General features: G+C 55.6%; 14 protein-coding genes. 9 read left to right on the plus strand and 5 right to left on the minus strand.

All coding sequences use genetic code 11. The features are described 5' to 3' along the window. Positions 1 to 1,621, minus strand: a 1,621-nt coding sequence (locus AC1DXS_RS00005; RefSeq protein ID WP_477735546.1) for a tetratricopeptide repeat protein, incomplete at its 3' end; no start/stop codon positions are given. An 86-nt stretch (positions 1,622 to 1,707) separates the two neighbouring features. Here AC1DXS_RS00005 and AC1DXS_RS00010 point away from each other — a divergent pair. From AC1DXS_RS00010 to AC1DXS_RS00050, 9 genes are all read left to right on the plus strand, one after another. Next, positions 1,708 to 2,010 carry a hypothetical protein gene (locus AC1DXS_RS00010; protein ID WP_477735547.1) on the plus strand — a complete coding sequence of 101 codons (303 nt, stop codon included), beginning with the start codon at positions 1,708 to 1,710 and terminating at the stop codon, positions 2,008 to 2,010. Beyond that, entirely contained in the window at positions 1,983 to 2,201 is a 219-nt protein-coding gene (locus tag AC1DXS_RS00015; RefSeq protein ID WP_477735548.1) for a hypothetical protein, read from the plus strand. Before AC1DXS_RS00010 ends, AC1DXS_RS00015 begins: the two co-directional genes overlap by 28 nt. Further along, positions 2,198 to 2,659 (plus strand): pilin, encoded by a 462-nt coding sequence (locus AC1DXS_RS00020; RefSeq protein WP_477735549.1) that lies wholly within the window; start codon positions 2,198 to 2,200, stop codon positions 2,657 to 2,659. The genes AC1DXS_RS00015 and AC1DXS_RS00020 overlap by 4 nt, the downstream gene beginning before the upstream one ends. Positions 2,660 to 2,724: 65 nt before the next feature. Beyond that, complete coding sequence (locus AC1DXS_RS00025) at positions 2,725 to 4,641, plus strand: tetratricopeptide repeat protein (RefSeq protein ID WP_477735550.1); 1,917 nt, start codon at positions 2,725 to 2,727, stop codon at positions 4,639 to 4,641. Positions 4,642 to 4,661: 20 nt separating this feature from the next. Further along, complete coding sequence (locus tag AC1DXS_RS00030; RefSeq protein ID WP_477735551.1) at positions 4,662 to 5,549, plus strand: glycosyltransferase family 2 protein; 888 nt, start codon at positions 4,662 to 4,664, stop codon at positions 5,547 to 5,549. Continuing rightward, positions 5,549 to 7,165: a hypothetical protein gene (locus AC1DXS_RS00035; RefSeq protein ID WP_477735552.1), complete on the plus strand. Its 1,617-nt coding sequence runs from the start codon at positions 5,549 to 5,551 to the stop codon at positions 7,163 to 7,165. Before AC1DXS_RS00030 ends, AC1DXS_RS00035 begins: the two co-directional genes overlap by 1 nt. Beyond that, entirely contained in the window at positions 7,155 to 8,300 is a 1,146-nt protein-coding gene (locus AC1DXS_RS00040) for a glycosyltransferase family 4 protein (RefSeq protein WP_477735553.1), read from the plus strand. Before AC1DXS_RS00035 ends, AC1DXS_RS00040 begins: the two co-directional genes overlap by 11 nt. After that, entirely contained in the window at positions 8,297 to 9,160 is an 864-nt protein-coding gene (locus tag AC1DXS_RS00045) for an NAD-dependent epimerase/dehydratase family protein (protein ID WP_477735554.1), read from the plus strand. Before AC1DXS_RS00040 ends, AC1DXS_RS00045 begins: the two co-directional genes overlap by 4 nt. After that, positions 9,153 to 10,175, plus strand: coding sequence for a glycosyltransferase family 2 protein (locus AC1DXS_RS00050; protein ID WP_477735555.1), 1,023 nt, complete (start codon positions 9,153 to 9,155; stop codon positions 10,173 to 10,175). Before AC1DXS_RS00045 ends, AC1DXS_RS00050 begins: the two co-directional genes overlap by 8 nt. 424 nt (positions 10,176 to 10,599) lie before the next feature. Here AC1DXS_RS00050 and AC1DXS_RS00055 read toward each other — a convergent pair whose 3' ends face one another. From AC1DXS_RS00055 to AC1DXS_RS00070, 4 genes are all read right to left on the minus strand, one after another. After that, complete coding sequence (locus AC1DXS_RS00055) at positions 10,600 to 12,405, minus strand: hypothetical protein (protein ID WP_477735556.1); 1,806 nt, start codon at positions 12,403 to 12,405, stop codon at positions 10,600 to 10,602. Between the two features lie 139 nt (positions 12,406 to 12,544). Next, positions 12,545 to 13,447 (minus strand): class I SAM-dependent methyltransferase, encoded by a 903-nt coding sequence (locus tag AC1DXS_RS00060; protein WP_477735557.1) that lies wholly within the window; start codon positions 13,445 to 13,447, stop codon positions 12,545 to 12,547. Beyond that, the gene (locus tag AC1DXS_RS00065) at positions 13,444 to 14,793 is read right to left on the minus strand and encodes an ABC transporter ATP-binding protein (protein WP_477735558.1); all 1,350 of its coding nucleotides are present in this window, start codon (positions 14,791 to 14,793) and stop codon (positions 13,444 to 13,446) included. Before AC1DXS_RS00065 ends, AC1DXS_RS00060 begins: the two co-directional genes overlap by 4 nt. Beyond that, complete coding sequence (locus tag AC1DXS_RS00070; RefSeq protein ID WP_477735559.1) at positions 14,783 to 15,592, minus strand: ABC transporter permease; 810 nt, start codon at positions 15,590 to 15,592, stop codon at positions 14,783 to 14,785. Before AC1DXS_RS00070 ends, AC1DXS_RS00065 begins: the two co-directional genes overlap by 11 nt. Positions 15,593 to 15,662: the final 70 nt, after the last annotated feature.

Genomic DNA, 15,662 nt, shown 5'->3' on the forward strand with positions numbered 1-15,662 from the left:
GCAAAGGCCTTTGGGGATCGGGTGAGTTGGGCCAGTCTCTGTAGGGTCGGGCCTGGCGCTCCACCATCTCACCGAAGCGCCGCGCATCCGCCAGCAACTGCTCCGCCGGTTGGTCCGCCACGTAGTTGTGGATGAATAGCAGGTTGTTGTGCGCTATCGCACAGCCTGCATCAAGTTCCAGTGCCCGGCGCAAGATGTCCAGTGATTCATCGAGGCGGCCGATGTCCTTGAAGACGCCCCCAAGGTTTGCATACGCATCAACGTAGTCGGGTTGCAGGCTGATCGCGCGTTCAAGACTCTCGACGGCGTCGTCAAGCCTTCGCGTGCGGCTGAATATGAGACCGAGATTGTTGTGCGCGATAGCCAGGTCCGGGTCGATTTCCAGCGCACGAAGATAACTCGCCTGCGCCAGGTCAAATTGGCCGAGATGCTGGAGCACCGTGCCGTAGTTGGAATGGGCCAATGGAGAATCGGGATTGATTTCCAGTGCGCGTTGATAACTCTGCGCTGAAGCATCTATTTGTCCGAGCGATTGCAGCACGTTGCCGAGGTTCAGGTGAGCATCGGCGAAATCAGGCTGAAGGGCCAGGGCCTGGCGAAAGCAGGCCAGGGCGGCGTCGAGCTGGCGGCGCTTTTTCATGATGACGCCCAGATTGCTGTGCGCCGCGACACTTCCCGGGTCTACCTCAAGGAGGTGCCGGTAACATGCCTCGGCCGCGTCGAGCTCCCCGAGCCCCTGCAAGGCAACGCCCAGGTTCAGGTTGAGTTCGATGTTGTCCGGATCGGTTTTCAAGGCCTCCTGGTAGCTTGCAACCGCGGCTGCAGGCTTGCCCGTGTCTGCCTGAATGTTGCCCAGGCGAATCAAGGCCGCCGCATAGCCTGGCTTGATCTCCAGCGCCTGGAGGTAACTGTCGATTGCCGCCTCATTTTTGCCCAGGGCCTTCAATGCATCTCCCAGATTCATCCGAAGGTCGGCATTGGCTGGGGCCGCCTCAGAGGCGCGCCGAAACCAGGTGGCGGCTTCTTCGAGTTCTTGCATCCGAAACAGGATGCCGCCGAGGTTGTTGCACGCATCCACATGATTGGGCTGGCTCTCAAGCGCCTTGCGATAACAATCTGCAGCCTGGTCAAGGTGATCAAGGTCCTGCAATGCAAGGCCTTGCTGGAACCAGTCTTCGGCACTGCCGGGCTCTACGGAAAGCACCGCCTGCAGCGCAGCTTGCGCATCAGCAAACCCGGGCTTGAGCACAAGAGCCTGGCGGTAAGCCGAAGCAGCCGCAGCAGCATTTCCCAGCTGCAGCTGGGCATTGCCTATGTTGTAGCTGGCTCCTGCGGAGTCCGGCTTGAGGAAGAGGGCGGTGGTGAAGTCCTTCAGTGCCGCTTGGGCGTCACCGCGATCCAGCAAGATGGTCCCGCGGTTGAAATGTGCTCGCGCCAGGTCAGGCATCAAGTCGATAGCCGCTCCGTAGCATTGCAGGGCATCGTCCATGCGGCCCTGGTTCTCCAGGAGCATGCCTTCCTCGAGCAGTTGGTTGGCCTTCTGCGCGGCAGGAGGCTCGGGCTTTTCATTTGCGCCGGCAGACACTTCGCGAGGCTTTAGAAATCGTTCAAGGAATCCCATGGCGAGGTTCTTTTATTGGTACGTTCCGGTGATGTAATAATCAAAGAACGTCTGCATTGGATGGGCTGTAAAGCGGGAGAAGCGACATGATACTGAGCTGGTTTGATGCTAAAGAAGCAAAGAAATTTGGTGAATCGCTCGCACGGTTTTTCATCGCGAGTATGCCTGCCGGCGTTCACGTCGGTGAAAAGGCGTTTGAGCAAAAAGCCGTCAAGGTATTGGGGCAGATGGCCGGCCAGGTAGCCCATTTCAAGCAAGCCCACAAACTCAACACCTACAAAAAAGCCCAGCTTGGAAACGCATTTACCTGGACTCTCAAGGATGCAAATATCCCCAAAGAGTATTCCGACAAGCTGACTGAATGGCTGATGCTTCAGGTGGGGCAGTAGGCGTTCTGCAGCTCTGCCGCTGGCCGTACAAAAATGTCACGTTTTATCGCCAGGTGACAAAAATCGCCCCAGGGATGCAGCCAATGCCATGGGTTGTAGAGCAAAAGACCCATCATTTTCTGGCTAAAGCCGTTGGCATGGAATCTGCTGAAGTGAGTCGTCCCTTTTTTTCAACCAAGGAGTTTTTATGAAGCGTTCTCTCCAGCAGGGTTTTACCCTGATTGAATTGATGATCGTTGTGGCGATCATCGGTATTTTGGCTGCGGTGGCATTGCCTGCCTACCAGGACTACATGGTCCGCGCCAAGATGTCTGAAGTCATCCTGGCTGGTTCTTCGGGTCGCACCGCCGTTGCGGAAACCTACTCGCAGAAAAATACCATGTCGCTGACCGCCGCATCCATGGGCGTGCAAGATCAACAGTCGAAGTATGTGGCTTCGGTTTCCTATACCGGCACCAGTGCCACGATTGGTGACATTATCGTGACCACCAAGGACACGGCCTCCGGCTTGCCCGCTGCTGTTGCTACCAAGACGGTGATCCTGCGCGGCACCGCCAACACGGCAACTGGCCAAGTGGGTTGGACCTGCGGCGGCGGCACCACCCCCGTCCCACCAAAATACCTGCCCAGCTCGTGCAAAGACTTCTAATCGATTGACGATATCTCGCGAAGCCCCTTGGGTGACCCCAAGGGGCTTTTTTATTGGGTCTTTGCATGCAGCAAATCAGATTTCCTGTTCCCGTCATCGTCGCCGTGCTTGGGCTGCTGGCGCTGGGCGTTTATTGGCCGGGGCTCCAGGGCGCTTTCTTTTTTGATGACGGCCCCAGTATTCTTTTCGCGCCGGGTGTCCGGTTGCAAAGCCTTTCTGCGGATTCCATTCGGCAAGCGTGGTTCAGCGGCGGCGCCGGCCCATCCGGACGACCGATTGCACAGCTTAGTTTTGCGCTGAACTACTACTTCAGCGGCTATAGCCCTTTTGCGTTCAAACTCACCAACCTCGCGATCCACGGGCTTTGTGGTGTGTTGGTATTCGTGGTGTCGCAACGCCTGCTGCTCACCCAGTATGCGGCTGCAGCCCGATTGCACGTTCGTTTGGTTTCAAGCGTCATCACTGCCGCGTGGCTCTTGCATCCCATTCAACTGTTGCCGGTGCTGCACGTGGTGCAGCGTATGGCAAGCCTGTCGGCGCTATTCCTGCTGGCGGCATTCTGCCTGCATATAGAAGGGCGACGGCATGCCGGCCGCGGGGGGCTGGCGCTGCTTTTAGCCGCCTGGATCTTTGTATGGCCGCTGTCCTTGCTGAGCAAAGAAACCGGAGTGTTGTTTCCGGTATTTGTTCTTGCCTGGGAAGTGTTGCTGAGAAGAGCTTCGGTGGGGCATATGGATCGGTTCGCCAAAGGGCTTGTGGCGTTGTCTGTTGTAGTAGCCTTGGCTGCATCGGTTTACCTGATTTCCGGGAAAGCCCAATGGTTATGGGCGGGGTATGAATTCCGGCCGTTCTCAATGACGCAACGTCTGCTGACGGAGGGGCGCGTGATCTGGCTGTACTTGGGCCTGATGCTGTTGCCACGTTTGCCTGCATTTGCCTTGAACCATGATGACATTGAAATTTCCACTGGCTGGCTAGCGCCGTGGACGACACTGACCGCTATTCTTGGCTTGCTCGCGCTTGCTCTGTTTATCTGGAGAATACGTGCGCGTGCGCCCATAGTTGCGTTCGGTATTGCTTGGTTCCTGTTGGGCCATCTCATCGAGTCCACCTTTTTGCCGCTGGAAATTGCGCATGAGCATCGCAACTACCTTCCGTTCTTTGGGGTTGCGCTTGCGGCTGGCGGCGGTTTGTTATACGCAATCGAGCGGGGTACTGCGCTCAGAGCCGGATGCCTCGGGCTAGCCGCGGTGGTCCTCTTATATCTCTCATTCATCACCGCATTGCGGGCGCATCAATATGGAGATGAGCTGCGACGAACGCAACTTGAGGCCCAATACCATCCAGCGTCAGCGCGGGCTCAACATGAGGCTGGCGCGGCTTTGGCCGGTTTGCCCGAGGCTAATTTTCCTGATTCGGCGATCAACACTTCAGCTCGGAACTATTTTGGGCTTGCCAGCCGGATCGATCCGAGCCTCAAAATCAGCCTGCTGGGCTTGATCTCCCTGGATTGCAAATCCGGCGTGCCGGTAGCGCGCGGTCCTATTGACGAACTCTCCCGGCGCTTGCGGGACACGCCATTCGCCCCAGGGGATAGAGGTGTTTTATACACCCTGAAAGAAATGTCCATCGCGGGTCCGCCATGCCTGGCGCGGCCGGAAGTAGAGCGCCTGTTTGAAGCTGCGATTGACAACGCGAGCGTATCGGACGGTGTCAGGGCGATACTTTACTCCTGGCGCGCCGACTACCGGTGGCTGCGAGAACGGGATCTGCCCGGGGCCAGCCAAGCCTTGGCGGCTTCCTTAAAGCTCAATCCCCACAATGGCAGTAATCGTTTGAAGTGGGCGCAGCTCATATTGATTTCCGGCGACAAGGAACAGGCCCGGCGGTTGTTGCTTGAACTGCAAGGGCTGGACCTTTCCGCAGAAGAGCGGGGCACCCTCGGTGAGCTGCTGGCAACGGTTAACATGACTCACAATTGACTCTGCGGGCCCACTCCTCAATGATTCCAGCAGCAAAGATATCCATTGTCATTCCCGCCAGAAATGAGGCGGAAGGATTGCGCGCGCTGTTGCCCAGGCTTCTGAAAATAATGCCGGGAACGGAAATATTGGTGGTAGATGATGGCTCTATCGACGACACAGCTACTGTATGCGCCGAGTTGCAGGTGCAGGCGCTTAAGCATCATTACCCCAAGGGCAACGGTGCGGCTATCAAGACAGGTGCCAGGGCGGCGTGCGGTGAGGTGATAGTTTTCATGGATGCCGACGGCCAGCACAAGCCCGAGGACATACCGAATCTGCTCGAGGAATTCAACAAGGGCTACGACATGGTGGTGGGCGCGCGGCAGGCGGGCTCGCAAGCCGGTCTTCACCGCGCCGCCGCCAACGACATATTCAGCCGCTTCGCCAGCTGGATGGTGATGCAGCCGATTGCCGATCTGACCTCTGGATTCAGAGTGGTTCGTGCCGCCCGTTTCCGTCAATTTCTGTATCTCCTTCCAAATGGATTTTCGTACCCGACTACCATCACCATGAGTTTTTTCCGCGCCGGATACGGCGTGGCATATGTGCCTATCCATTCGCCGCGCAGGAGCAGCGGCGCAAGCCATATTCACCCGTTGCGCGACGGGTTGCGTTTTCTGTTGATCATCATCAAGATCGGCACGCTTTTCTCCCCGCAAAAGCTTTTCCTGCCGATCAGCGGGGGATTTTTCCTGACGGGGTTGGCCTATTACCTGTATACCTACCTGACGGCGGGCCGCTTCACGAATATGAGCGCCTTGCTGTTTATCTCGGCAGTCTTCACCTTCCTGATCGGTATTGTTTCCGAGCAGATTTCCGCGCTGCATTACAAGGATATCGATACCAGCGACAAACAGGACCTCTAATGGGCACGAAGGTAATAGAGGCTGTCGCCCCGCTTGTTTCCGCAGAACATGCCTTCACCGCGACCTCGAATTCTGGTCGACCAGCCATCTCCCGAAACGCGACGATCGTCCTGATGGTGATTGCCGCGTTGGCTATTGCCTTGGGATTAATGCACTATGCAACAGGGGGCCGGGTCGCGTATACCATGGACTCTCTGACCTACCGGGATGCCGCGCTGCAGTTCGCAGCCGGCCATCCGCTGCAGTCGAGCAACGTTTCCGCCCCGCAACCGGAACTGCAGCCTTTGCTGAACTGGCCCCCCGGCTATCCCGCACTCTGGGCATCGGGAATGGGCTTGGCGCACGGCGCTGTCGATGATGTTCCTTCTCTGTTGAATCCGGCTCTACTCGCGCTTACCACCTTGGTTCTTTTCTGGATTTGCTGGAGAACCACTGGCAATGCCGTGGTCGCCTGCATCATCGCAGCCGTGAATGCGTTCACCCCTACGAACATGATTGTTTATGGCCATGCATGGAGCGAGACTTTGTTCATGCCCCTGGTTCTTCTGGCCTATGCGGGATTCTGGAAATACCGTACGTCGGGAGGAAAATTTATCTGGCTTGCGGTCGCAGCCGTCCTGGCGGGGAGTACAAACTGGGTCAGGTATGCCGGAGTAGTCTTCCTTCCTGTTCTCGGGTTTTCGGTTCTCGCCGCATCGAATTCCGCCTTCGGAAAACGCGCCGTGCATGCGGTGGCCGGCGTGCTGTTGGGTGCGGCGGTGGCATTGCCTTTGTGGTTTCGCAACTGGCAACTGGCCGGAAACATCTCAGGATCCGCACGCGGGGGAATGCCGAAATTCAGCAGGTGGCTTGAAGATCTGGGCGTCATTGCCGACCTGTTTGAACATTCGTTCTTCGCATTCAGCATGGTGTTGCGGGCGAATCTGGAAGTTCCGATGCTCATCGCGGCCGCCTTCGTGGCCTACAAGGCGTTTCGCCGCAGCGGCGTGCAATGGTTGCGACCTCCCGAAGTCTGGCTCCCGATGGTCTGGCTTGCGGGCTACCTGCTCTTTCTGCTTTACGCCAGGCGAATCCAGACCACCATTGATCTGGATCTGCGCATGGTGGCAGTCGTGTTTCCTTTTCTTCTTGTTGCGATGGCGCCCGCAGTCAACGCTGCCTTCCTGAGCCGTTCGCCCGACATCCGGAAAGTCTTGATGGCCCTGTTGCTGGGTTTGCTGGTTTATGCTGGCTTCGACCAGGCGGACCGGATTCACCATAATTACGCTTCAAAAGGCATACCTCGCTGGCGCTCCGACTTCGGCCTTGGTTTTCGGGAGCTGCGTGACACTTCACCGACAAGTCGCGCCATCAAGGAAACCATAGGCCCCATCGACGCGTCGACGGTCATACTGACGGACTATCGAGCTCTCTATATTCGGTATCTGACGGGGGCCAAGGCCTACTCGCCGGCTGGCGGCGACTGTGCACAATGGGTGAACGCTCCATCCGGAGGTATTGTGTTTGTTGGCGCTGTGGAACTGCCGGCATGGGCCGCTGACTGCATCGCAGGCAACTCACGGTGGCGGTTGTTACGGCCTGATGGGAAGGCCGCGCCGTCCATGTATGTTGACTGATACCCCCAACCTGGAAAGCCCTCGTTTGAACGTCTTGATGAGCAGTACTTCTTATCCGGAAAGCCTTCAGGATTGGCGTGGCCGCTTTATTGCGAACCAGGCCGGTGCGCTGGCGCGGCGTCACGATGTCAATCTGTCGCTATGGGCGCCCCCGGGAGAGTTACCCCCGGGCGTGGCCACCGCGACGACACCGGCCGATGCACTCTGGCTGGGGCGCTTGTCGCAACAAGGCGGTATCGCGCATCTGCTGCGCACCCGGAAGGCGCTGGCTGTCGGGACCATCCTGGCCTTGCTCACGCGCCTGGGTTGCGCTTATCGTCGTCAGCCGGTCGATGTTGTTCACGTTAACTGGCTCCAGAACGCCTTGCCCTTGTGGGGCACCACAACGCCGGCCCTGATCACCGTGCTGGGCAGCGATTTTGGCCTGTTGCGCCTGCCCGGCATGAAGGCCCTGCTACGCACGGTGCTACGGCAACGCCGTGCGATCCTGGCCCCCAACGCCGAATGGATGCGGCCAGAACTGGAACGGGCATTTGGCGGCCTTGCCGAGATTCGACCGATTGCGTTTGGAGTCGATGACCCATGGTTTGAAGTTGTGCGCGATCCCCCCGCAAGCGATACGAAAATCTGGCTGGCTGTGACGCGACTGACCCGCAACAAAATAGGTGACTTGTTTACCTGGGGCGAGGGGCTTTTCGGCGAGGCGCGGCAGTTGCACCTGTTCGGCCCGATGCAGGAAACAGTTGAACTTCCCTCTTGGGTGCATTACCACGGCCCGACGCATCCGGCGGACTTGCTGCAGCGCTGGTTCCCTCGGGCATGCGGGCTGATCACCCTGAGCCGCCATGACGAAGGCAGGCCGCAAGTCATGCTGGAGGCCATGGCTGCGGGCTTGCCCATTCTGGCATCCGCCCTGCCCGCTCACTCCGATATGCTGCAGCACCGCACAAGCGGCTGGCTGGCAGTCAGTCGTGACGAACTCCGCCAGGGCCTGGATTGGCTGGAAGACCCTTTGAACAATCAACGAGTGGGGCTGACGGCCAGGGCCTGGATCAGGGGGTCAATCGGCACCTGGGACGACTGTGCTGCTCGCTACGCCGCAGCCTATCGAGATCTATTGGAGCGGCGCACATGAGGCGCGATGGCGTCCTGCTGCTTGGCGGTGCCGGTTTCATCGGCCGTACGTTGGCTCAGCGTCTGGCGCGTGAAAGAGTCCCCGTGCATATCCTCGGCCGTCGCCAGGAGGATCAGCTCGAGCCTGTTCTAGCCCAGTGCGGCACCGTGGTTCACCTTGCCTGTTCCACCACGCCGAGCGCGTCCGCGGCGAGTTCCAGCCTTGAATTCGCTAACCTTGCATTGACTTTGCGTTTAGTGGACCTGCTGAGAAAACAACCGGGCACGCACCTGATCTTTTTCTCCTCCGGCGGTACCGTATACGGCAATCCCCAAACTCTTTCTGTGACGGAAGACAGTCCGCTCGCCCCGCTTTCGAATTACGGTGCAAGCAAAGCCTCACAAGAGGTTTTTTGTAGTGCGCTCAGGGCTGAGGGCCACCCGATCACAATCCTTCGCCCCTCTAATGCCTATGGGCCCGGCCAGATGATGACAAGAGGCTTTGGCCTTGTTCGGACCATGCTCGAACACGTTCGTGCAGGTACACCGCTGGAGGTCTGGGGCGATGGTGAAAACATTCGTGACTTCATCTACATCGACGACATTGTTGAGGCTACCTGGGGCCTGATCAACCTCACCCAGGACTCAAGCACTTACAACCTCGGTAGCGGAATGGGTTTCAGCATCAACCAGGTTCGCGCCATCGTGGAAGCGCAATGCGGCAGGGCGTTGCAGACGATTTACCGGCCTGCGAGAGGTGTTGATGTTCGCGGCGTCGTGCTCGACAGCGCACGCCTCAAGACAAGGCTTGATTGGCAACCCACAGTTGAATTGGCAGACGGAATAGTGCGGACCTGGACTTGGTTGAACGTCCATGATTGACCATTCTCCGCTTATTTCAGTGTGCATCGCCAACTACAACGGCATGGGGGTAATCGACGAATGCCTGCAGTCGGTGATCAAACAGGAAGGCCCCATTTCCGTTGAGATTCTTGTTCATGACGACGCATCCAGCGACGGCTCGGTAGACCACATTCGCAGCCAATACCCGCAGGCGAGGCTAATCATTAGCGACGGCAACGTGGGATTTTGCGTTGCGAACAACCGTATGGCGGCCGCTGCAAAGGGCAAATACCTGTTGCTGCTCAACAATGACGCGGCCCTTTACCCGGATGCCTTGCAAACCTTGCTTGCGGAGGCGAGTCAGCTCGGTAAGCCTGCTGTCTTGGGCCTGCCTCAATACGATGCGAATAGCGGTAATCTGATTGATGTGGGTAGTTGGTTCGATCTCTTCCTCAATCCGATTCCCAATCAAAATCGCCACCCGACTGACGTCGGAATGGTCATTGGAGCCTGTTTATGGGTTCCAGTGGTGCTTTGGAACGAGCTGGATGGTTTTCCAGCTTGGTTCCATACCTTGGCGGAGGATATGTATTTGTGCTGCCGGGCGCGTTTGCTTGGGTATCCTGTTCGAGTGTTGCCTTCCTCCGGATTTCGCCATCATGTGGGATACAGCCTCGGCGGAGGCAAAGTAACGTCTGAGGGGCGCTTGGTCACCTCACGGAAACGTCGCTCTTTGTCGGAGCGCAACAAAGCTTATGTGATGGTGTTGACCTATCCCTGGCCAATGTTCTATCTCCTGTTCCCTCTTCACCTTGCTGCCTTGTTAGCGGAGGGAGTGCTGCTGGCACTCCTAAACCGCGAGGCTGGGTTGCTCCGTGAAATCTATCTGGCGGCTTTTAAGGGGCTCTGGGCTGAGCGGGCGCGCTTGTTTCGACTGCGTCGAGAGTTACAAAGGAGTCGATGCGTAGGAGTACGGACATTTTTCGCGGTATTTCGCTGGTTTCCCCAGAAGCTGCGTTTATTGCAGGCGCACGGTATCCCGGACGTGCGTTGATTCCAAGCATGGGGACGGTCTGAATAAGGCGCCATGACCATACACGCATCACTTCGAAGTGACGCTTGCGACTGGCGTTTTTCAGGCTGATTCAGACTCGGTGACTCGCCTCACCGCCGTCTTTGCAGGCAGTGGGTGCAGCGCGGTGATCATCTTGAGAATGGTTCAGCGAAGTCGCGTCTTACCAGTGATTGGCTCGTTCAGACTCAGATGCGCGAAGCTACCTCAGCGCAACCAGCTCTGCATCAGGTGCGCCCGCCGCATCGACTCCAGTGCGTACGGCCTGCCACCGCAGCCGTCCACCGGGTGGTGTGCCTCGATGATATTAATCAGCACCTTAGGGCAACACCAGTTCCATCTCCGCGAGAGGGAGCCGGCGCACCGTCCTCTTGCGCTTGCAAGCTCTTTTGCACCAACCAGCGCGTCACGGCGTTAACGGTGGATCTGTCAGGCCTTCCTTGATACCTGCTTTTCTGAAGGCGCTAACCTTTTCCTGAAGTACTTCCTTGCTGCGCACAATCAATTCGGTATAGCTCTCGTTTCCAAAACCCCATAAAGTCGAGCTATCCTCTTCGGAATGCCCCGCGATAAAGGGAATTGCGGTAATCACCCGTAGATTTTTGGTATTTTCCAGATATCGATCAATTGTGTTGGTTTTGGGATCCTCATTGGATTCGTCCCAAGAAGCCAACAGGTCATAAATGGTGTGGTTGTAAATATTGAAAACCATGCTGGTCATCTTGTTCAGATGTACAAAGGTTAGCTCATCAAATTCAACGACGCGGCTTATCTCGGCATCGGGGTGAACATGCGCAATCAATCCGACAAAAATATCCCATTCCCCTTTCAAGGACTCCAGATACTTCTCAATGATCGGGACTGCGGATTTGCCCTCGCGGTTAAGCACCACATCGTCTTCGCAGATCAATATCTGCCGTAGGCCCGCTGCTTGGGCCCGCTTTATAAGGTACTTGTAGCTTAATGCGCATCCGACCCAACCTTGGGTGTGCCTCAGCCCATCAAAGATCTCGAAAGCTGGCAGATCCTGGGATAAAAAGGAATCCCTGCGAGCAGGGGTTTCTGGCAGGCTCAAACAGATTTTCTCTGTGATCAAGCGTGGTGGAAAAGCAGGTACCCTGGAAGAAAGTGCGTCCAGGTCAATAAGTCCGTATGCGAGCAAAAATCGATTCAGATAGAAAGACGACATCTTTTCATGCGCTTCACCACATTGATCGGGCGACGCTTCCACCTTCGGCATAGCGGCTTGGGCATCAAGCGCGTTCTCAATCGCTTCTATCATTCCCGGAACGTCACCTATCTCCACAAACCGAACTTGAGATTCCAGTTCAGGATAGTCACCTCTATCCGATGCACTTTCTGACACGACTGGAATCCCCAAAGAAAGGCATTCGCAGATCCGTGTCGTTTCCAGCAGGGCGCTTTCGTAGTAGTGGAGGTTGACCACGACTCGCGCTTTTAGCAGATGTGCATAGAGATCCCGGCCGAATAGATTGCCAATAATTTTTACCTCGAACCGTTTGCCCAATTCGTACAAAATCGTCCGCCGCCGTTCGTTGTTGATATCTCCGTAGAACAGCACCGGGTAGGTTTTTTCATTGGTTGGCTCAAAGCGCAAGCCTTTGACGGCCAGAAAATCCAGGTAATTCGGGATTTTCGTGATGGGCATGTAGAAAATATTTCCGTATGGGATACCCTGTTGTCCCATGAACCTAATATTTTCCTTTGAGTAATCCAGAATGACCAACGAATTGCGGAGTACCTTCAAGTAGCTTGGCGTAAACCAGCGCGAGCTGGTTGATTGTTCCATTTGAAATGAAATCAGATTTTGCGGAAGCTGTGAAAACATCTGAGGACACACGACGATATGTACGTTGGTACCGTAGCCCATTGGCGGTCGCGACGTGATTATGGAAACTTGAAAGCCAGCTTCTGAGAACGATTGGTTCAACATGTGCGCAACGTATGTCGTGTGCGGTGTTGCCAGGATGGTTATCTCTTTGCTGGTGGCTAATTTAGCAAGCGAATTTTTGCGCGCTATCTGCGCCACCTGAATGCGCCTTGTTTTCAGTGTGTTCCGTACCTCCACAACCAGCCCCGAAACACCGAACTTGCCGAGAAGCATCCAGGAGAGTCGTACCACCTTACGGGTTGCAATAAAGAAACCGCCGTTCTCTTTTATGTAGTGGCCTATCGCATTAATGGTGCGCATACTTTCCCCAAACGAGTAGTGAGGGCAACCGATTTTTCAATATATAAGGTGGCACGTGCTTTGCTTCGGGTAATTCGGCACGCCGCCTAAATACTCCGACTTTCCTGAGAAAATTTTGCAGGCGGACTGGCGGTGGGAATTAGAGGCTCGAGAGCCGACGCAGTGTGTTCCAGGCAAACCGAAGTGGCTTGGTGATTCTCCAGGATACGGTCGCCTTTACGCGTGCCACCTCTCTTGCCAATGTATCGTTCGCGATTCGCCATTTCGCCATCTCGCGTTGAATAAAATCCGTGCCATCGAAAAAACTTGGCGGCTGTAAGCGGAGCTGAGAGTCCGATGCAAGAGCGACGAAAAAAAGCGGCTCCGGATCGGCGCTATGGCCAATGATCGACTCGGCATCTCCAGCATGAAAAGTAAACTGGTGGCTCGCCGAGGCCAACGGTCTTGACGGTGACGGCCTTGGCGTCATGAGTGATCCATATCGAACCTTTTGCCCGAACAATACGTGGTTCTTGAAATGCCGCGCAAGTAGTTCTGTGAACTCCGAAAGGCTTAACTCCTTCACGTGAAATTCATTGGGACGCAGCGGGAGCCCGTCAAGGAGCCCTCGTTCGGGGGTTGAGATCATCAACAACCCCCCGGGCTTGAGTACCCGTTTAATTTCTGACAGCATGGCTTCGTGTTGATCATGGTGCTCAATGGTTTCAAAGCTCACAACCATGTCAACGCTGCTGTTTTCTAAAGGAATGCATGTGCAATCACCCTGGCGAAATTCCAGGCCCGGCGCCACGTATTTCGCTCGAGCATGAAGTACGACATCCTCGGACAGATCAACACCTATTACGCTTTTTGCTCTTCCAGCCAGGAGATGTGATCCGTATCCCTCGCCGCAGGCAATATCCAGGATATCCTTTTGCTCAGCCAGCTCGCCTGCGAAGGCATAGCGATGCAGGTGTTCCAATTCAATATCGCCTTTAACAAACGGGACATAACGCTCGCCTGTCCAAGAGATATCTGTTGCTGGGTTATCAGTTTGAATCAAGTGCCCTCCTCTTCCTCTCTCGACAAGTGCGGTGGGTGCCGTTCCAACGATATTTTCTGCATGGGCAGACCTATGGATACGCCGGTTACGCTGCTTCGACGGGATTGGAACTGCAATGCGTCATGAATCCAATGCTGCGTCTCATGCGCTTCCTGGCTTCCTTCGGCAACTGCGACACACACAGAATATTCGCCGATAGGCAGTCTGGGCATTTGAAACTGGAACCGGGCTTCAATCATTGAGCCAGCATCGGCTGCAACAGGATCCTCCGCATAACTTATGTATGTATTGTCACCAAAGAGTGGCTGACCCATGCTGTCTTTGACATGAAACCCGATGATGGGCGATGCAAGATATTTGTAAATTTGTACTCGGATGACCAGAACAACCGCCTCACCGCCAATTACCCAGCTATAAGGCTGCTGTCCGGCTTCGTCCATCAGTTGAACGTCTACCACTTGGGCGTCTCCATTGCCAAACGAGGGAGCGACCGGGTTAAAACTAAACAGCTCCAGATCATTTCGAAGGTTGCTCGCATTGAGGAAAGGCAGCCTGGGATCAGTTTGATCACCGATTTTTCGCCCAGGAAAACCGTCAAGGTTGCGCGGCACCCCGCCGAAAATAACCGACAAATACTTCTCGCAGATCGTCTTGGCTGCACCAAAATCCTGTACGGTTCCGTGATCCAGCCACAAAACTTTCTTACATAAACGCGTGATGGCGTTAAGGTCGTGGCTAACAACGATAAGGGTACTTTTCTCCCGGAACTCATTTAGAAAACGAAAGCATTTCTGCGTAAAGACAGCATCGCCCACGCCTAGTGCTTCGTCCACGACCAGAATATCCGGTTCGACGTGAATGGCGACTGAAAACGCCAATCGTACGTACATGCCGCTGGAATAAGTACGGACTGGTTGATCGATAAATTCGCCTATGTCTGCGAAGTCCGTGATCTTGTTAAAGCGGGCATCCATTTCTGCTTTGGTTAGGCCCATCACCGCGCCCTGGAAATAGACATTTTCCCGACCTGTGAACTCCGGATTGAATCCGGCCCCTAGTTCTAGCAAAGCGGAAACCCGGCCGTTCACCAATACAGTTCCCGAACTTGGCTTCAGAATGCCGCAGATTAATTGCAGTAATGTGCTCTTGCCGGACCCGTTGCGCCCAATGATGCCAATCGTCTCCCCTTTTTTAATTTGGAAAGAGACATTCTCCACCGCGGTAAATTCGCGATGAAAGCGCATGTGCCCTAACGTGAGAGCCTGTTTAATGCGATCCCCTGCATGTCCAAAGATGCGATAGGTTTTGGTCAGGTTTTGCGCTGAAATTGCGGTGTCAGAGAGCATCCGCGAACTCCTCACGGTAGTGCTGGAAGAAGGCGTAACCCAGCAGCGTCGCACTCAAGCAGACGGCGAGGGAAATGCTCCAGGCGCACCATTGAATGGGTTGCCCGGTGACCACGGCTCGAGAAGCCTCAATAGCTATCCCCAGGGGGTTGGCCTGATAGACCGGACGTAGTATTTCCGGGACAGCACTTACCGGATAGAAAACCGGCGACAAAAACATCAGCATCTGTACAAATACGGGAATGATCTGTGTCATATCCTTGATAAACACTCCCCATGCCGCCACAAACCAGGACAATCCCAAGGCAAGCAACACAACGGGTAGTAAGAGAAACGGGAAAAGTATGATCTGGCCGTGCAGGCCTCCCACTGCGGCCAGTGCGGCCACAAGCAGGAGGAAGTTGAACGCGCCGTGTACCAGAGCCGCTCCCAGGGGAACAACAGGCAGGATATGCACAGGGAAAATAATTTTCTTCACAAAACTGGGGAAGCCGCGCACCGACGTCGGCGCACGAGAAACTGTTTCTGCAAAGAGGTTGAAAGTGATCAAACCGCTGTAAAGCAGCAGCCAGAACGGCAACCCGTTACCTTGCTGGGGCCAGCGCGCTTGAAAGACCTGACCGAAAATAAAGGCGAAAATCGCCAACATCAGCAACGGACTGAGAAAAATCCACAGCACACCAAACATCGCGCCTCGGTATCGCAGCAATACGTCTCTTTTAATGAGCTGGCCGAGCAGGTAGCGATGGCGCCAGATATCGGAAAAGATCCGAACAGGGTTCAAAACGACCGTGCTCATGGTCTGGCAAGCGCTCCATGGGCTGAGGCACTAAAAGCGGCTCGAGTGGCGATGGGTCGCGCTTGATCAC

This window comes from Polaromonas sp. P3_B1, assembly GCF_056402935.1.